Consider the following 17,857-nt stretch of genomic DNA (forward strand, 5'->3'; position numbering starts at 1 on the left):
TATTAAACCCTTACAGAGTTTGGAACTCTGTATGGGTTTGTTTTATAAACTCAAACTCACAACATAACCCTCCGAACTTCTAATATTGAAAACCGTTCCGTCACCAAAAATTAGATACTGCCCTTTTATTCCGATTAAAACTCCTTTGAAATTTGGGGTTTTATCTAAACTTAAACTATTTATTTTTTTTGGATATTCTAGAACAGGATAATGCATTTCATACAAATCATTTTTATCCAAATAGAAAAAATCCTGTACTTCATTAGGCAACAATTCTTGTAATTTTAGTTTTTCTACAACCAAATCAATCGAAGCAATGTCGTTAATAAGCATCTTTCTCCAATTGGTTTTATCTGCAAAATGATTTTTTAAAGCGACCTCAGTTATTCCTGCTAAATATCGATTAGGAACTTCTACAATAGTCAATGCTTTTTCGGCTCCTTGATCTATCCAACGAGTAGGAACTTGGGTTTTTCTCGTTACGCCAACTTTTACCTCGCTAGACAAAGCCAAATAAACAATATGAGGTTGCAACTGCACTTTCGATTCATAGTCTAAATCTCTGTCGGCAATACCTAAATGAGCGGTACTTAATTCGGGTTTCATAATCCAATCGCCAACGGCTGGGCTAGAATAAAAACAATCGTAACAAAATCCTTGTCGGAAAATTTTTTTCTTCTTCCCACAATTCAAACATTGGAACCCTTCAAAATTGATGATGATTTCTTTATTTAATAATTGATTCATATTCAGAAAACTATTCTCAAAAACCAAATAATATTGAATTGGATTACCAAATTCGGTTTGCATTTTAGTGAGTACGCCTTCGTAAGTCATTATCAATTTATGATTTTAGATTTAGGATTTTAGAACTAAATCGTTAGAATATTGTAAAATTTTGCTATTTTTGAATATGTTGTAAAGTTATGGATTTGCAATTGAATTTTTCAAATCCTAAATCGTAAATCTAAAATCCTAACTAATAATGCCATTACCAATAATCAATTCTATTGCTTCGTGGGTTTTAAAACAACGGATTCATCAAATTGAGTTGTTTTTAAAATATCCAAATGAAGTACAAGAAGAATTGCTGATGAACCTCATTCGTTCTTCAGAAAACACAGTTATTGGTAAAAATTACGACTTTGATTCTGTAAAATCCTATCAAATATTTACTGAAAGAGTTCCTATTTCAACCTATGAAGATTTAGAACCTTTAATAGAGCAAACTCGAAAAGGGGAACAAAATATTCTTTGGAGTACTCCCATAAAATGGTTTGCCAAATCGAGTGGAACAACCAACGCAAAAAGTAAATTTATTCCAGTAAGTAACGAAGCTCTAGAAGATTGCCATTACAAAGGAAGTAAAGATTTATTGTGTATGTATTTGAACAACAATGAAAATTCTGAATTGTTTTTGGGTAAAAGTTTACGCTTAGGCGGAAGCTCACAAATTTATGAGAACAACAATACATTTTTTGGAGACTTATCTGCAATTTTAATTGAAAATATGCCTATTTGGGCAGAATTTAGTAGTACTCCAAGCAATAGAGTTTCATTAATGAGTGAATGGGAAAGTAAAATTGCAGCCATAATTAACGAGACAAAAAATGAGAATGTAACTAGTTTTGCTGGGGTGCCTTCTTGGATGCTGGTGCTATTAAATAAGATTTTAGAAGAAACTGGCAACAAAGATATATTTGAAATTTGGCCTAACTTAGAAGTGTATTTTCATGGAGGTGTAAGCTTTGATCCTTATCGTGATCAATACAAAAAAATATTACCCAATACTGATTTTAAATATTACGAAATATACAATGCATCCGAAGGTTTTTTTGCCATTCAAGACTTAAATGATTCTAACGATTTATTATTAATGTTAGATTATGGGATTTTTTATGAATTTATTCCAATGGATGTTTTTGACACTCCAAATAAGAAAGCCATCCGATTATCTGATGTAGAATTACATAAAAATTATGCGGTTGTTATTACTACAAACGGAGGATTATGGCGTTATTTAGTGGGCGACACTGTTCGATTTACTTCATTAAATCCGTATAAAATTCGTGTAACAGGGAGAACAAAACATCATATCAATGTTTTTGGAGAAGAATTGATGGTAGAAAATACCGACAGAGCCATTGCAAAAACCTGTCAAATGACAAAAACCGAAATTGTCGATTATACCGTTGCCCCTATCTTTATGAAAGATAAGGAAAAAGGAGCCCATGAATGGATGATTGAATTTAAGGAAAAGCCTGAAGATCCCGTTTTGTTTCAAAAAATTCTTGACGAGAACTTACAGTCTTTAAATTCAGATTATGAGGCTAAACGATACAATAACATGACCTTAAATCCGTTGGTATTAAATATAGCAAGATCAAATTTATTTTACGATTGGTTAAAAAATCAAAATAAATTAGGCGGTCAACATAAAATTCCTAGATTATCAAACCAAAGAGATTATTTAGAGCAATTGAAACAGTTGTAATTAATTGTAAATCGTTAAAAATGAAAATTCTTTATTTAATCATTACTCTAATTCTTTTAACTTCCTGTGCGCCAAGAAGAGTATGTGGTGGAAGTGGTGGCAAAAGATGTGTAGAAACTACAATAAAATCGCACTCAAAAACAATTTCTTAAGAAAAACCAAAATTAGCTGTAACATTTTTCATTTTTGAAAGTCTGATAGGGAATCATCAATCAAAATCAATCAAAAATGAAATCATTACTTTTTACAGCTCAGCTATTTTTGTGCACTATTGTTTTTGCACAAGAAACTACAAAAAAAAATGTTGAAGTCGATTCAACTCAAACAAAAGAAAAAGTAAATACTTTAAAAGAAGTTCAAATTTACGGCAACAAAAAACAATATTTAAAAGTCGAGTCTGATAAAACTACTGTAAACGTAAAAGACAATCCATTACTTAATAGTGGCAGTAGCCTTGAAGCGGTTAAACGATTACCTGGCGTTATCACTTCTCCTACTGGAAGTATTACATTAAATGCAAAAAACGTTGCCATTTACATTGATGGATTTCCTAGCAGTTTAAGCGGAACTGATTTGCAAAACTATCTTTTAACATTACCAGCAAATGCCATCGAAAAAGTAGAATTGATTTACAATCCTGGCGCTTCATTTGAAGCAAATGCTAGTGGTTCGGTTATAAACATCGTCACTAGTACTAAACGAAAAAAATGAATTAATGCTAGTTTTAACATCAACTATAATTTTAATAAATATCAAAAGCCAAGTCCTCAATTTTTATTAAACGGAAAAACAAAAAATTTGAGTTGGCAAACTATGATTGGCTATAATTACATAGATGGAGAAAATAAAAGCGAAAACGACCAAGTATTTACTTCATTTAAACCTGTTGAAAACCTTTTGCAAAAAAATTTCGTACTTACTACCAATCGAAATTTTTATTTCAGAACTGGAACAAATTATAAATTGAGTGAAAAATCTAATTTATTATTTAATTACAATTTAAATATGGCTAATGATAGAGCTACATCAACGTCTAGCACTTCAGGAACCGGAATAAACTTTACCAACAATGGTTTAACCAAAAACAAAAACAACAATCACGAAATTAGTTTACAATACAAAACTAAATTAGATACTATTGGACGAACACTAGACATTACTGCTTTTAGCAATTTTTTCGATAAAAATCCAATTACTACATCCAATGGTCTTAACAATAGCTTGCCAACAGTATTTAATGGAGATTTAGATTTTGATTTAAATAATTATTATCTAAAATATGATTTTGCAATTCCTTTTGACAAAATCAATTTTTCATTGAACACAGGAGGAAAATTTAATACGATTAAAGTAAGTAATTCTGGTATTTATAATCTGAATTCCGCGTCAAATTCGAACATTGACTTTGATTATACCGAAACAAATCTAGCCTTTTATGCCGAAGCAAGAAAAAAATTCAAAAAATTCAACTTTACAGCTGGTATTCGTTTTGAAGATTTTAATGTAGATAGAAATGCCGTTGAGAATTCAAATAAAACAGAAGTAAATTTCAAAAACACTAATTTTTTTCCAAATGTGAGTGCATTGTATGAAATCAATCAAAATGTAAATGTTTCTGCTTCGTACTCTAAAAAAATCCAGCAAGCTGATTATAATACATTAGACCCAAATAATTTTGCAAACTTTGACCAGTATAATACTTCCGGAGGAAATCCGTTTTTGGACCCTACATTTTTTGATAATTTCGAATTAAAGCTTACTGCATTTCAGTTTGTGCAATTGGGTGGAAATTATACTATTGCTAATGATGTTAACCGCTTTATTTTTAATGCAGACCCAGGAGAATTGGTAAGCAAACAAACATTTCAGCAATTTGACGAAATAAATACATTAAGCTTTTTTGCTTCTTTTCCAGTTCCTTTAGATTTTTTCTTGAAAGGAAAAGAAGAATTTAAAAAGAGAATGAATGATATGGATAAAATGAATTATATTTTCTTCAATTTAAATTATGTAGACTTTACAACAAAAGGATATCAATTTGAATTTAAAGAGAAACCTGTAATTAATTATTCAGCACAAGCACAATTTATTTTGCCATGGGAAATCAAGAACACAATTTCTTTTTTTCTAACTCCAAAAGGAACCTATGAAATTTATCAAATTACAAAACCAATTCAGCAATTTGACATTTCGTTTAACAGAGACTTTTTAGATAAAAATTTGAAAATTGGATTACATTGTTTTGATGTATTTAATAGTAATGAAATAAATGCATTAGTTTCATCTACTAATTTACAGACAAAGTTTTACCAAAAGCAAGATACCCGAACCTTTCGTATATCATTAACCTATAATTTTGGGAACTTAAAATTAGAAAAAGAAAACACCAATATTGACACCCAAACAGTAAAACAAGGTGGCGGTATGATAAAATAAAGTTTTGAATTGGTTTTTAGTTTGAAAATGGCTGTCTCACTACTAGTGAAAACAGCCATTTTTATTATTATACTATTAGTCTTCTTGCATCATATCAATATGCCTGTCATGATAGCCTAATAAATATAAAATTCCGTCGAGACCTAAACTAGAGATTGAAGTAGAAGCACTCTCTTTTACTTTTGGTTTGGCATGAAAAGCAATTCCTAATCCAGCTAAATTCAACATGGGTAAATCATTTGCGCCATCACCAACTGCAATAGTTTGATTGATGTGTATGCCTTCTCTTTCTGCTATGGCTTTTAGATATTCGGCTTTTTTCTGACCATCAACAATTTCCCCTAAATACTTTCCGGTCAATTTACCGTCAATAATTTCCAGTTGATTCGCATATACATAATCAATCCCTAATTCTTTTTGTAAAAATTCACCGAAATAGGTAAAACCTCCAGATAAAATGGCGGTTTTATACCCGTAATATTTTAAGGCTTTCATCAAACGATGTGCTCCTTTTGTTATTGGCAAATTTTCGGCAACATTTTGTAGTACCTCTTCGCTTAGACCTTCTAACAAAGCCATCCTCTTCTTGAAACTTTCACTAAAATCTATTTCGCCATTCATTGCCGATTCTGTAATGGCGCGTACTTGCTCTCCTACACCTGCTAATTCTGCAAGTTCATCAATTACTTCAGTTTGGATTAAGGTAGAATCCATATCAAAACACACTAATCGTCTGTTTCTTCTATACATATTGTCTTCTTGAAAGGCAATATCGACATCCAAATCTCCCGAAATTTGCATAAAACTCGCATTTATTGCTGTTTTATCAATTATATTACCCGTTACAGATAATTGAATGCATGAACGAGGATATTCTTCTTTCTCAACTACAGAAACCCTACCTGTCAATCTTATTATTGAATCTATATTCAAATTTTGGTCTGACATAATTTTTGTCACCGCAGCTAATTGAACCGCAGTCAGCGTTTCTCCTAAAATATTGATAATATAACGTTGTTTCCGTTGTCCTTTTACCCAAATTTCGTAGTCGGGGATGGTGATAGGGATAAAATTAACCTTGATACCTAACTCATAGGCTTTGAATAATAAGTCTTTCAAAACAGCTGCTGAACTAGACCCTGCTTTTACTTCAAATAAAATACCCAAAGACAAAGTATCGTGAATATCAGCTTGACCAATATCTAAAATAACAGCATCGTAAGTTGCCAATATAGATGTTAAACCTGCGGTTACTCCCGGTTTATCCTGACCAGATACTTTTAATAAAATAATCTCTTTATCTTCTACTGCCATTTTATTTGTTTTGGTTAAAGCTTGACAAAAATCGGGAATCTATTGTTTATAAAAAAGAATATCTCTAGTTTTTTCAGAATATTACAATGGAGACTTATTTTAATTGAAGCAAATCAAATTCTAAGAATTAGTTTAAAAAAAAACCTACTCAATTAAACAAGTAGGCTTTCGTATATTTTAATAAAAAAAAAGAATTAAGAAGCTATTTCTAATCGTTTCAATAAGTTTTTGCTTAATGTGTCTTCAGCATAATTTTTATCTATTAACAAGCTTTTCTCTTCCGAACTTGGTAATTCATACATAGCATCAGTTAGAATAGCTTCACATAAAGAACGCAACCCTCTAGCGCCTAGTTTATATTCTAATGCTTTGTCTACAATAAAATCTAGAGCTTCATTGGTGATGGAAAAATCAACATCATCCATAGCAAATAACTTTTGGTATTGTTTGATTAACGCATTTTTAGGCTCTGTTAAAATAGCTCTAAGGGTTACTCTATCTAAAGGATCCATATGAGTTAGTACTGGTAAACGACCTATGATTTCAGGAATCAAACCAAAATCTTTAATATCTTTAGGAATAATATATTGCAACAAATTATCTTTGTCTATGTTATCTGCATTTTTTGAAGTGCTATATCCCACAGCCTGACGGTTTAAACGTTTAGAAATAATTCGCTCAATACCATCAAAAGCACCACCCGCAATAAATAAAATATCTTTAGTATTTACCTCAACAAATTTTTGGTCGGGATGTTTTCTTCCTCCTTTTGGCGGAACATTTACAACAGTTCCTTCTAATAATTTTAGTAAAGCTTGTTGTACTCCTTCTCCAGAAACATCACGCGTTATAGATGGATTGTCGCTTTTACGAGCAATTTTGTCTATTTCGTCAATAAATACTATTCCTCTTTCCGCTTTATGAACATCATAATCGGCAGCTTGTAGTAAACGAGTTAAAATACTTTCTACATCTTCACCTACATATCCAGCTTCGGTTAAAACTGTTGCATCAACAATTGCTAACGGTACATCTAACATTCTTGCTATAGTTTTTGCTACCAATGTTTTTCCAGTTCCTGTTTGACCTACCATGATTATGTTGCTTTTTTCAATATCAACATCATCATTTAATTGTTGTTGCATCAAACGCTTGTAGTGATTGTAAACTGCAACAGCCATGACTTTTTTAGTCTGGTCTTGACCAATAACGTATTGATCTAAGAAAGCTCTAATTTCCTGAGGCTTTTTTAAAATTAAGTCGGCAACCATTTTCGATTTACCGTTAGTTTTTAATTCCTCAAGAACAATTCCATGAGCTTGCTCGATGCATTTGTCGCAAATATGTGCATTTATACCTGCAATTAAAAGATTGGTTTCTGGCTTTTTACGACCACAAAACGAACAATCTAATACTTCTTTTGCCATTCTATGTTTTTGTTAGAAGCTGGAAGTTGGAAGATAGAAGTCCGCAATTGTACCTCTAATTTCTAACCTCAAACTTTAATTTATCGTCTTAAAACTTCGTCAATCATTCCATACTCTTTTGCTTCATCGGCAATCATCCAGTAATCGCGTTCACTGTCTTTATGTACTTTATCAAAAGTTTGTCCTGAATGTTGCGATATAATTTGATACAATTCATCTTTTAATTTCAACATTTCACGAAGATTAATTTCCATATCAGTTGCAACTCCTTGAGCTCCTCCTGATGGCTGGTGAATCATTACTCTTGAATGTGGCAATGCCGAACGTTTTCCTGCCGCACCTGCACACAATAAAACAGCACCCATTGAAGCGGCCATTCCTGTGCAAATTGTAGCAACGTCTGGTTTAATATATTGCATCGTATCATAAATTCCTAAACCAGCATAAACGCTACCTCCAGGGGAATTAAGATAAATTTGAATGTCTTTTGAGGCATCAGCACTTTCTAAAAATAACAATTGTGCTTGAACAATATTGGCGATTTGATCGTCTATTCCTGTTCCTAAAAAAATGATTCTATCCATCATTAAACGCGAAAAAACATCCAATTGAGAAATATTTAATTGGCGTTCTTCTATAATGTAAGGAGTCATTCCTGTTGGTGACATTGCTTGCACGAGTTTATCGTAATACAAGTTATTTACACCATGGTGTTTTGTAGCAAATTTTTTAAATTCTTTACCGTAGTTCATCGTATTTTATTCTTTTTAGCTTTTTTAAAAACAAATTGAGCGTCAAAATGTGGCATTTGACGCTCAAATATACTAATTTTTTTTAAATCTACTCTCCGTATGAGGCTGCAATAAATTCTTGGTAAGAAACTTCTTTAGTTTTGGCATTTGCTTTCTCTTTAAAAAGCTGTAACATTTTCTCCGCAACTACTTGGTCTGACAATCTTTTTACCTCTTCTTGTTTCGATAAAACTCTTGCAACAATACTTTCTACTTCTTGATCGGTAGGATTAGTTTGTCCAAATTGAGCCATTTGTTGTTTAATTGCTTTAAAAGTAAATGCTTTTAAATCTTCGAAAGTAATTTGAATGTTGCTTTGCGCTAATGCTTTTCCTTCAATTAACTGAAAACGCAACCCTTTTTCTGATCTTGCATATTCAGCTTCAGCTTCAGCAGGTGATAATTTTTTGTCACCAACTGTTTGCAACCATTTTTTTAAAAACTCAGCTGGCAAATCGAATTTTGTGTTTTCAATTAAAAAGTCAGTAACATCAGCCATTAATTTTTGATCTGCTTGTTGAGCAAACTGTTTTTCAGCATCTTCTTTAATTTTATTTTTCAATTCTTCTGATGAAGCCACTTGTCCTTCTCCAAAAAGTTTGTCGAATAATTCTTGATTTAATTCGGCTAATTCAGTTCCGTTAATTGTTTCAATAGTAAAATCTACATCAACTGCTAAATCGTGAACCTCATCATGACTTACTTTTAGCACATCCATCAATTGATGATCGTCTTCAAACAACCCTTTAGTATTTACCGTAACTACATCACCTACTTTTTTACCTAAAAATTTATCTGCAGTTGCTTTGTCTTTAAAAATAGATAATGAAAATGTAGCTGGTGTATTGATTTCTTTTTCTGCATTAGTGAAAATCCCAGAAATATCATGCGATTCTTCGATAACAGTTTGAGGAATTGGTGTTCCAAATTGTTTTTGAATTCGAATTACCTGATCTTCAATTAATTTATCGTCAGCTGAAATTACATACTTAATAATATCATTTTCTGCTTCTAAATTCAATTCAAACTCTGGAGCTAAACCTATTTCGTATTCAAAAACCAAATCTTCTTCATCCCAAGAAAAATTCTCATTAACTTTAGGAAGTGGTGTTCCTAATAAGTTTAATCTTTCTGATTGAATATAACGAGTTAAAGCCAATTCAACAACTTTGTTAACCTCTTCAATTTTTATGGCACGACCGTATTGTTTTTCGACAAGATCTCTAGGCACTGCTCCTTTTCTAAATCCTTTAACGGTTGCTAAAGGCATTTTTTCGTTTATTCTTTTCTTAACTTGACCTTGGTATTCCATTTTTGTAACTGTCATTACAATTACTTCGGTTACATTGTCAATTGCTACTCTTTTAATATCCATTTTCCTTCTTTAATTTACATAATAAAATTGGGTTGCAAAATTAGAACATTTTTGCAACCCAACCAAGTTTTTAATGTATTGTTGTTTAATTATTTATCACCACCTGTAACTTTAAAAATAATCGATTGTGAAATAGATAAAATTATACTGAAAAATAGCGCTGTAAAGAATGTATCTACATGAAAACCTCCCACTATATTGGTACATAAAAGAATAATTATCGCATTGATTACCAATAAAAACAATCCAAATGTAATTAGCGTAACTGGCAAGGTCAACAAAATTAAAATGGGTTTTATAAAAATATTAAGTAAGCTTAAAACCACCGCCACGATTATGGATGTTGTAAAACTATCGACAACAACTCCTGGCATAAAATGTGCAATAATTAATACTAATAGGGCAGTAAGTAGAATTCTAATGAGTAATTTCATAGTGTGTGTTTTTATTTTTGAATAAATATACTATTTTTTAATTTCTTAAAAAATTAATTTTCTTTTAAAAAAGCGAATGTCTTTTCATAAAAAGCAACTGGATTTTCTGCATGAAGCCAATGCCCTACATTAGGTATAGTTTCAATTATTGCGTTTGGAAAATGATTTTTGATGTCTTCAAAATCTTCATCTTTAATATAATTCGAATTTCCACCTCGAAGAAAAAAAGTAGGATTATTAAAAATAGCATTCGATGGAAGCGCTACACCTATTTGCTCAATTTCTTTATTGAAAACAGCTAAATTGAAACGAAAAGCCAATTGCCCTGGCTCCTTCCAATACAAACTTTTCATTAAAAACTGACGCGTACCAAAATCTGGAATATGATTTTTTAAAATTTCATCTACTGTTGTACGATCTGGTTTTAGCGAAAAATCGACTGCATTTAATCCTGCCAATATATCTTGATGATGAGGTTTGTAGTATTTAGGACCAATATCGGCAACTATTAATTTATTTACTTTTTCTGGATAGGTAGTTGCAAAAAGCATGGCCACTTTTCCACCCATAGAGTGTCCAATAATATCAATTTTTTTCAAATTATGCGTCATGCAATAGGCTAATACATCTTCTACCATGACTTCATAACTGAATTCATTTGAGTGAAAACTCTTACCATGATTGCGCAAATCTAACATGTGAACTTCGAAACCTTCCGTCGCATATTGCGTTCCTAGCGTTTTCCAATTGTCAGACATCCCTAAAAATCCGTGAAGAATTACTAATGGTTTAGCTTCGCTCGATTCGCCTTCGGCTTGGGCGCCTTGTCCTTCTATTTTTGAGTAGAGCATAAAATTACTTCAATTTATTCAAATACATATTAATTACATTATCCAAACCTAAATAAATGGCTTCTGAAATCAAGGCATGACCAATAGAAACTTCTAATAAATTGGGGATATTTTGTTTAAAATATTCGATGTTTTCTAAACTCAAATCATGTCCTGCATTAATTCCTAATTCCAACTCATTTGCTAGATTTGCCGTAGCAACATAAGGCTGAATTCCTTTTTTATTACCCAAACCGTATTGATGCGCAAAAGCTTCGGTATACAACTCAATTCTTTCGGTGCCTGTAGCTTTTGCACCTTCTATCATTTCTAGAACAGGATCGACAAATATAGATGTCCGGATGTTATTGCGTTGAAATTCCTGAATGATTTCCTTGAGAAAGGATTGATGTTTTATAGTATTCCAACCTGCATTTGACGTAATGGCATCAATGGCATCTGGAACTAAAGTGACTTGAGTTGGTTTTATTTCTAAAACTAAATCAACGAATGTTTTTTCTGGATTTCCTTCAATATTGTATTCGGTGTAAACAATCGATTTTAAATCGCGTGCATCTTGATATCTTATATGTCGCTCGTCAGGTCTTGGATGAATCGTAATTCCATTGGAGCCATATTCTTGAATGTGCTTGGCAACCTGTAATAAATCAGGGACGTTTCCTCCTCTTGCATTTCTTAAAGTGGCTATTTTATTAATGTTTACACTTAGTTTCGTCATTATAAATAAAATTGAATATAAATTATACTATTGATGCTACAAAAATACAAAGTTAAACTAGGTGTTATTATATAAATTTGATTAATTTGCATGAACTATTTAGTAATAGCGATATGACAGAAATTAAAGACTATATTACAAATGATTATAAAGCAATTAACAGCGAAGAAACTATTGCTGCTATTCATGACTATTTTCATGAATTGCCATTTTCGCATTTTCCTGTTTTAGAAGAAAATATTTATTTGGGCTGCATTACTTTAGACGATATTGAAACTTTTGACAGCGACAAAAAAGTAGGCGATTATAAATATACTTTAGAAGGTTTTTTTGCAAGAAACTCTATGATCTGGCTGGATGTTTTAGAGGTTTTTGCTAAGAATCACACCAATATTGTTCCTGTTTTAGACGAAAGCAATAGCTATTTGGGTTATTATGAATTGGAAGATGTTATTAAGTTTTTTCACGAAACTCCATTTTTGAAAGAACCTGGCGGAATTATAGTCGTAAAAAAGGAGATTTTAGATTATTCGATGAGCCAAATCACCCAAATTGTAGAAAGTAATAATGGGAAGCTTTTAGGATTATTTATTTCAGAATCTGATGTTCAAAGTGTTCAGATTACGGTAAAAATTAGTTTGGGAGCCATGAACGATATTATACAAACGTTTAGACGATACAATTATGAAATTATTTCCGAACATCAAGAAGACAACTATATTAACAATCTCAAAGAACGTTCGGATTATTTAGACAAATATCTGAATATATAGTAGTTATTTGTTTAATCGGTTATTTGTTTAACCGATTAATCGATTTTACAAATTAACGATTAAACACTTATGAAAGTAGCCATTTACGGTCAATATTACCAAAACAGTACCGAACCTATCATTAAAGATATTTTTGCTTTTTTTAATAAAAACAATGTCGAAATGGTCATCGATGCTTCTTTCTTGAAAACATTGTATGAAAAAAAACTTATTCAAAAAGAATATAAAACTTTTTGTTCACATCATGAGTTAGATAGTAGTTTTGACATGTTTATAAGCATTGGTGGTGACGGAACCATATTAAGAGCAGCTACATTAGTTAGAAAATCAGGCATTCCTATTCTTGGTATCAATGCTGGCAGGCTTGGATTTTTAGCATCGGTACAAAAAGACAATATTGCCTCTTTTCTACAGCTTATTATTGAAAAGAAATACACTATTTCTCCTCGAACTTTATTATCGCTAAGTAGCAAATCAAAAATTGAAGGCCTACATGATATTAATTTTGCTATGAATGAAATAACAGTTAGTAGAAAAGATACTACCTCGATGATTACTATTGAAACTCATTTGAATGGCGAATATTTAAATTCCTATTGGGCAGATGGATTGATTATTGCTACTCCAACTGGATCTACAGGGTATTCTATGAGTTGTGGCGGCCCAATTTTAACTCCTGATGTAAAAAGTTTAGTAATTACTCCAATCGCTCCACACAATTTAAACGCCAGACCTTTAGTCATTCCTGACAAAACTGAAATTCGCTTAAAAGTATCTGGAAGAGAGGAACATTGTTTGGTTTCATTAGATTCTAGAATTGCCTCAATAAAAAACGAATCGGTTCTAACCATAAAAAAGACGTCTTTTAAAATTAACATGGTTGAAATTCACGAAGAAACGTTCCTGAAAACACTTCGAAATAAATTACTATGGGGAGAAGACAAAAGAAATTAAATTATTTTAAAGCTACTATTATACTACAAACCATTTATTCGACGTTTTCATAAGTATTCCTTAAAGATAATAAGGTCTTTATAAATCTTAAAGATATAATTTATTAGAAATACTAATTTCATGGCTGTATCGTATTCATAATTATTATATTTGCACGCTGTTTTTATCACAATGAATAGATTTTATTTATTTTTATTTTTATTTTCTAGTCTAATAACTAAAGCACAAATTCATGAAATTGGTTTGTTTTTAGGTGGAAGTAATTTTATAGGCGAAATTGGAAAAACGAACTATATAGCTCCTAACGAACCTGCTTTTGGAATTTTGTATAAATGGAACAAAAGCCCAAGACATTCTTGGAGAGCTTCTTATACCTATTCTAAAATTAGTGGTAACGATAAAAACGCAACTGAACCCGCAAGAAATCAAAGAGGTTATAGTTTCGAAAACAGTATAAAAGAATTATCTTTAGGGCTTGAATTTGATTTTTTTGATTTTGATTTGCATGATTCTGATACAAAATTCACACCTTATGTTTATTCTGGATTAAGCTATATTCGTTATGATGGATTGTACTTTCTTAATGAAGACATGAAAATTGACAAAACATACGGAACAATAGCAATTCCTATGACAGTAGGAATAAAGACAAATTTTTTAGAAAACTTTGTATTGGGATTTGAGGCTGGTGCAAGATATAGCTTTAAAGATAATTTAGACGGAAGTAATCCAACTAACGAAAAGTTTGAGAATTTACAATTTGGAAATAAAAACAGTAATGACTGGTATGTATTTACCGGATTTACATTAACCTATACATTTGGAAATAAACCTTGCTTTTGTACAGAATAAACATGAATTTAAAAGACAAAATAAATACCGATAATTTACCTAAACATCTAGCTATCATAATGGATGGCAATGGGCGATGGGCGAAACAAAAAGGTTTTTTAAGAGCCTTTGGACATGAAAACGGAACAAAATCAGTACGGTTAACTGTAGAGACTTGTGCTAAATTAGGCATAGAAAACCTTACTCTCTATGCTTTTTCAACCGAAAATTGGAACAGACCAAAACTAGAGGTAGATACATTAATGAAATTGTTGATTAGTTCCTTAAAAAACGAACTACAAACACTTGTAGAAAATAACATTAAACTAAATACTATTGGTAATTTAGATTTGTTACCAAAATCTGCTCAAAAAGAATTACTAGACGTTATAGATAAAACCAAAAATAACACTAGAATGATTCTAACATTAGCATTAAGCTACGGATCGAGAGAGGAAATTTTGAATGCCGTAAAAATCATAAGTGATAAAGTTAAAAATAATATAATTTCAATTGACAGTATTGACGAATCAATTATTAATGAGCATCTTTACACGCAAAATTTACCAGATGTAGATTTATTAATAAGAACAAGTGGTGAACACAGAATTAGTAATTTTTTGTTATGGCAAATAGCCTACTCAGAGTTATACTTTACTGATGTATTATGGCCCGACTTTAAAGAAGATGATTTGTATGAGGCTATCATTAGTTATCAAAAAAGAGAACGCAGATTTGGAAAAACAAGTGAACAAATTAAATAATTTTTTAGTGTTACATAAAAATATAAAACTACTCCTAACCCTATTGTTCTTTGGATTCTTATCTCAAGTTAAAGCACAAGACAAAGTGCCGTTTGATCAAGGCAAAAAATACTTACTTGGCGATGTAAAAGTTATAGGAAAAGTAAGTTATAACGAACAAACAATTGTTACCTTTTCAGGACTTCAAAAAGGACAAGAGGTTACTGTTCCAGGAGAAGAAATCTCAAATGCTATTAAAAAACTTGGAAAACTTGGTTTATTTAGTGATATCGATTTCTACATTAATAGAATTGAAGCTGATAGTATTTTTCTAGATTTAGATATTAACGAACTACCAAAATTAAGCGAAGTAAAATTTGTTGGTATAAAGAAAAACAAAACCGAAGGGCTTATTAAAGACAACGGACTTACAAAAGGAAAAATTGTAAATGAAAATTTAATTACCACAACAAAAAACTACATCGAAAACAAATACAAAAAAGACGGTTTTTATAATACTAAAGTAGTCATAAACACTTTTCCTGACACCACATCGGGTAACAATGTAAAAATGTTAATTAACATTGATAAGGATGAAAAAATAAAAATTAATAGAATAGCATTCTCAGGAAACGAAAAATTTAAAGAATCAACGCTTCGAGGAGCGATGAAAAATACCAAACAAATTAATCGTCTTAGAATTTTTAAAGCCTCAAAATTTATAGATGCCAAATACAAAGAGGATTTAGTGTCAATTGTAGAAAAATATAAAGAAAAGGGATACAGAGATGCACGTGTAGTCTCTGATAGTGTAACATTTGATAAACAACAAAAAAAATTAAATATAAAAATAAACGTTGACGAAGGACGGAAATATTATTTTGGAAACATAAAGTTTTTAGGAAATACTATATATACTGATCAAGGACTTTCAAGAATGTTAGGCATTCAAAAAGGAGATGTCTATAATGGCGTTTTATTAGAAAAAAGAATTGCCGACAAAACAAAACCTGACGGAGAAGACATCACTAACTTATATCAAAACAACGGTTATTTATTTTCTAATATAAATGCCGTTGAAGTAAAAACAGCTAATGACACCATTGATTTTGAAATTAGAATCGTAGAAGGCCCGTTAGCTTATTTTAATAAAATTACTGTAGTAGGAAATGACAAAACCAACGACGAAGTTATATACAGAGAGTTACGAACTAAACCTGGTCAAAAATACAGTAAGGAAGAATTGGTAAGGACTATTCGAGAAATTGGTCAGCTTGGTTTCTTTGACCCTGAAGCTATAGACCCAAAATTCAAAAATGTTGATGCTGGTGCAGGAACTGTAGATATAGAGTACAATCTTGTTGAAAAAGGTTCGAGCCAAATTGAATTGCAAGGTGGTTACGGTGGCGGTGGCTTCATAGGAACATTAGGATTATCTTTTAATAATTTTTCGGTGAGAAATCTTTTCAATAAAGAAGCTTACAAACCTCTTCCTATGGGAGATGGTCAAAAAGTAGCACTACGTTTACAAGCTAGTCCATTTTTTCAAACCTATAGCCTTTCGTTTTCTGAGCCTTGGTTTGGAAGAAAAAAACCAGTGCAATTTAGCAGTTCTTTTGCTTACAGTAAACAGTTTGCAGGAGGACAATTTGGGAGAGGACAATTTGGAGGAAACATTGACAGAAGTCAAAGTTTCAACATCCTCTCTTTATCGATGGGTTTAGCTAAACGATTGAGTGTTCCAGATGACTTTTTCGTTTTATCACAATCCGTTGCGTTTCAATATTATGATTTAAATAATTTTAACACAGGGCTTTTTAGAACTTTTAGTAACGGATCTGCGCGAAATTTATCATACACAATTGGTTTAACAAGAAATAACAAGGGAGTAAACCCTATTTTCCCAACTTATGGTTCGGAATTTAGCATAATGGGTAAATTTTCATTACCTTACTCTCTAATGAACGGTATTGACTATGGCGATTTAGAAAACCAAGAAGCTTATAAATTAAAAAACAGCACGTCTTCTGAAAGAATAGGTCCTAATGGAGAAATTATTCAGCCTGGAGACTTTATAGATGCATCTGGTAACAAAGTCGACAAATTTCAAGATGCAGCTCCAGATGAAGGAAAAATTGATCAAGAAAAATTTAAATGGTTAGAATATTACAAAATTAAATTCAAAGCCGATTGGTTTACTAAAATTTATGGCAAATTAGTAATGCGTTCATTAGGAGAATTTGGCTATTTAGGAGCTTATAATAATGAAAGAGGTGTTGTTCCCTTTGAGCGATTCTTCTTAGGAGGGGACGGATTGGCCAACTTTGCACAAGATGGTAGAGAGGTAATACAATTAAGAGGATATCCAAATAATTCGCTTTCTTCACAAAACGGAGGCACTATTTATAATAAATTTTCGTTAGAGATGAGATATCCTATCACATTAAAAGCTGCAGCATCAATTTATGTTCTGTCTTTTCTTGAAGCGGGAGCAGCCTACGATACTTTTAGAACCTATAATCCATTTGCTCTAAAACGCTCTGCGGGTGCTGGATTACGAATTTTTATGCCCGCATTTGGGTTGTTAGGAATAGATTTTGGTTATGGATTTGATTCCTTAACAGGAGACGGTAAAGCAAACGGAATGGAAACTCATTTTATTATTGGTCAGCAATTTTAAAATTAACTATATTTGGCACGATATTTTCTAATTAAA

General features: G+C 31.5%; 17 protein-coding genes. 9 read left to right on the forward strand and 8 right to left on the reverse strand.

Translation table 11 applies throughout. The features are described 5' to 3' along the window. Positions 1-42: 42 nt before the first annotated feature. Positions 43-837: a DUF2797 domain-containing protein gene (locus ACFQ0S_RS04795; protein ID WP_379754614.1), complete on the reverse strand. Its 795-nt coding sequence runs from the start codon at positions 835-837 to the stop codon at positions 43-45. Positions 838-985: 148 nt separating this feature from the next. Between ACFQ0S_RS04795 and ACFQ0S_RS04800 the strand changes: the two genes are divergently transcribed. The 4 genes from ACFQ0S_RS04800 (at position 986) to ACFQ0S_RS04815 (ending at position 4,930) form a co-directional block, all read left to right on the forward strand. Then, positions 986-2,494, forward strand: a complete 1,509-nt coding sequence (locus ACFQ0S_RS04800; RefSeq protein ID WP_379754616.1) for a GH3 auxin-responsive promoter family protein — start codon at positions 986-988, stop codon at positions 2,492-2,494. 20 nt (positions 2,495-2,514) lie between these two features. Beyond that, the gene (locus ACFQ0S_RS04805) at positions 2,515-2,646 is read left to right on the forward strand and encodes a hypothetical protein (RefSeq protein WP_379754619.1); all 132 of its coding nucleotides are present in this window, start codon (positions 2,515-2,517) and stop codon (positions 2,644-2,646) included. 76 nt (positions 2,647-2,722) lie between these two features. Further along, positions 2,723-3,205 (forward strand): hypothetical protein, encoded by a 483-nt coding sequence (locus tag ACFQ0S_RS04810; protein WP_379754622.1) that lies wholly within the window; start codon positions 2,723-2,725, stop codon positions 3,203-3,205. Positions 3,206-3,292: 87 nt separating this feature from the next. Then, on the forward strand, positions 3,293-4,930 hold the full coding sequence (locus ACFQ0S_RS04815; RefSeq protein ID WP_379754625.1) for an outer membrane beta-barrel family protein: 1,638 nt from the start codon (positions 3,293-3,295) through the stop codon (positions 4,928-4,930). Between the two features lie 75 nt (positions 4,931-5,005). On the opposite strand, the gene serB is transcribed toward ACFQ0S_RS04815, so the two are convergent. The 7 genes from serB to ACFQ0S_RS04850 form a co-directional block, all read right to left on the reverse strand. Further along, positions 5,006-6,244 carry a phosphoserine phosphatase SerB gene (gene serB / locus ACFQ0S_RS04820; protein ID WP_379754628.1) on the reverse strand — a complete coding sequence of 413 codons (1,239 nt, stop codon included), beginning with the start codon at positions 6,242-6,244 and terminating at the stop codon, positions 5,006-5,008. Between the two features lie 194 nt (positions 6,245-6,438). Next, complete coding sequence (gene clpX, locus ACFQ0S_RS04825) at positions 6,439-7,671, reverse strand: ATP-dependent Clp protease ATP-binding subunit ClpX (RefSeq protein ID WP_379754631.1); 1,233 nt, start codon at positions 7,669-7,671, stop codon at positions 6,439-6,441. 80 nt (positions 7,672-7,751) lie between these two features. Beyond that, positions 7,752-8,423 carry an ATP-dependent Clp endopeptidase proteolytic subunit ClpP gene (gene clpP, locus ACFQ0S_RS04830; protein WP_379754634.1) on the reverse strand — a complete coding sequence of 224 codons (672 nt, stop codon included), beginning with the start codon at positions 8,421-8,423 and terminating at the stop codon, positions 7,752-7,754. A gap of 88 nt (positions 8,424-8,511) precedes the next feature. After that, positions 8,512-9,837 carry a trigger factor gene (locus ACFQ0S_RS04835; RefSeq protein ID WP_379754637.1) on the reverse strand — a complete coding sequence of 442 codons (1,326 nt, stop codon included), beginning with the start codon at positions 9,835-9,837 and terminating at the stop codon, positions 8,512-8,514. 89 nt (positions 9,838-9,926) lie between these two features. Continuing rightward, positions 9,927-10,271: a phage holin family protein gene (locus tag ACFQ0S_RS04840; RefSeq protein WP_379754640.1), complete on the reverse strand. Its 345-nt coding sequence runs from the start codon at positions 10,269-10,271 to the stop codon at positions 9,927-9,929. A gap of 53 nt (positions 10,272-10,324) precedes the next feature. Then, positions 10,325-11,122, reverse strand: a complete 798-nt coding sequence (locus ACFQ0S_RS04845) for an alpha/beta fold hydrolase (RefSeq protein ID WP_379754643.1) — start codon at positions 11,120-11,122, stop codon at positions 10,325-10,327. 4 nt (positions 11,123-11,126) lie between these two features. Continuing rightward, entirely contained in the window at positions 11,127-11,840 is a 714-nt protein-coding gene (locus tag ACFQ0S_RS04850) for a pyridoxine 5'-phosphate synthase (protein ID WP_379754646.1), read from the reverse strand. A gap of 113 nt (positions 11,841-11,953) precedes the next feature. On the opposite strand from ACFQ0S_RS04850, the gene ACFQ0S_RS04855 reads away from it, so the two are divergent. The 5 genes from ACFQ0S_RS04855 to ACFQ0S_RS04875 all read left to right on the forward strand — a co-directional run bounded on the left by ACFQ0S_RS04855 (position 11,954) and on the right by ACFQ0S_RS04875 (position 17,821). After that, positions 11,954-12,613, forward strand: coding sequence for a CBS domain-containing protein (locus ACFQ0S_RS04855; protein WP_379754649.1), 660 nt, complete (start codon positions 11,954-11,956; stop codon positions 12,611-12,613). Positions 12,614-12,682: 69 nt separating this feature from the next. After that, positions 12,683-13,567 (forward strand): NAD kinase, encoded by an 885-nt coding sequence (locus tag ACFQ0S_RS04860; RefSeq protein WP_379754653.1) that lies wholly within the window; start codon positions 12,683-12,685, stop codon positions 13,565-13,567. 171 nt (positions 13,568-13,738) lie between these two features. Further along, positions 13,739-14,419, forward strand: coding sequence for a type IX secretion system protein PorG (gene porG, locus ACFQ0S_RS04865; RefSeq protein WP_379754656.1), 681 nt, complete (start codon positions 13,739-13,741; stop codon positions 14,417-14,419). Between the two features lie 2 nt (positions 14,420-14,421). Beyond that, the gene (locus ACFQ0S_RS04870) at positions 14,422-15,162 is read left to right on the forward strand and encodes an isoprenyl transferase (RefSeq protein ID WP_379754659.1); all 741 of its coding nucleotides are present in this window, start codon (positions 14,422-14,424) and stop codon (positions 15,160-15,162) included. Next, positions 15,095-17,821 (forward strand): BamA/OMP85 family outer membrane protein, encoded by a 2,727-nt coding sequence (locus tag ACFQ0S_RS04875; RefSeq protein WP_379754662.1) that lies wholly within the window; start codon positions 15,095-15,097, stop codon positions 17,819-17,821. Before ACFQ0S_RS04870 ends, ACFQ0S_RS04875 begins: the two co-directional genes overlap by 68 nt. The last annotated feature ends 36 nt before the right edge of the window (positions 17,822-17,857 follow it).

This window comes from Flavobacterium myungsuense (genome assembly GCF_042677265.1).
Classification (GTDB): domain Bacteria; phylum Bacteroidota; class Bacteroidia; order Flavobacteriales; family Flavobacteriaceae; genus Flavobacterium; species Flavobacterium myungsuense.

Coding starts and splice junctions, on each gene's coding strand:
- ACFQ0S_RS04855 (WP_379754649.1), top strand. CDS start 11,954: ATGACAGAAATTAAAGACTATATTACAAATGATTATAAAGCAATTAAC.
- ACFQ0S_RS04850 (WP_379754646.1), bottom strand. CDS start 11,840: ATGACGAAACTAAGTGTAAACATTAATAAAATAGCCACTTTAAGAAAT.
- ACFQ0S_RS04805 (WP_379754619.1), top strand. CDS start 2,515: ATGAAAATTCTTTATTTAATCATTACTCTAATTCTTTTAACTTCCTGT.
- ACFQ0S_RS04875 (WP_379754662.1), top strand. CDS start 15,095: ATGAGGCTATCATTAGTTATCAAAAAAGAGAACGCAGATTTGGAAAAA.
- ACFQ0S_RS04810 (WP_379754622.1), top strand. CDS start 2,723: ATGAAATCATTACTTTTTACAGCTCAGCTATTTTTGTGCACTATTGTT.
- porG (WP_379754656.1), top strand. CDS start 13,739: ATGAATAGATTTTATTTATTTTTATTTTTATTTTCTAGTCTAATAACT.
- ACFQ0S_RS04845 (WP_379754643.1), bottom strand. CDS start 11,122: ATGCTCTACTCAAAAATAGAAGGACAAGGCGCCCAAGCCGAAGGCGAA.
- serB (WP_379754628.1), bottom strand. CDS start 6,244: ATGGCAGTAGAAGATAAAGAGATTATTTTATTAAAAGTATCTGGTCAG.
- ACFQ0S_RS04840 (WP_379754640.1), bottom strand. CDS start 10,271: ATGAAATTACTCATTAGAATTCTACTTACTGCCCTATTAGTATTAATT.
- ACFQ0S_RS04870 (WP_379754659.1), top strand. CDS start 14,422: ATGAATTTAAAAGACAAAATAAATACCGATAATTTACCTAAACATCTA.
- clpX (WP_379754631.1), bottom strand. CDS start 7,671: ATGGCAAAAGAAGTATTAGATTGTTCGTTTTGTGGTCGTAAAAAGCCA.
- ACFQ0S_RS04835 (WP_379754637.1), bottom strand. CDS start 9,837: ATGGATATTAAAAGAGTAGCAATTGACAATGTAACCGAAGTAATTGTA.
- clpP (WP_379754634.1), bottom strand. CDS start 8,423: ATGAACTACGGTAAAGAATTTAAAAAATTTGCTACAAAACACCATGGT.
- ACFQ0S_RS04795 (WP_379754614.1), bottom strand. CDS start 837: ATGACTTACGAAGGCGTACTCACTAAAATGCAAACCGAATTTGGTAAT.
- ACFQ0S_RS04860 (WP_379754653.1), top strand. CDS start 12,683: ATGAAAGTAGCCATTTACGGTCAATATTACCAAAACAGTACCGAACCT.
- ACFQ0S_RS04800 (WP_379754616.1), top strand. CDS start 986: ATGCCATTACCAATAATCAATTCTATTGCTTCGTGGGTTTTAAAACAA.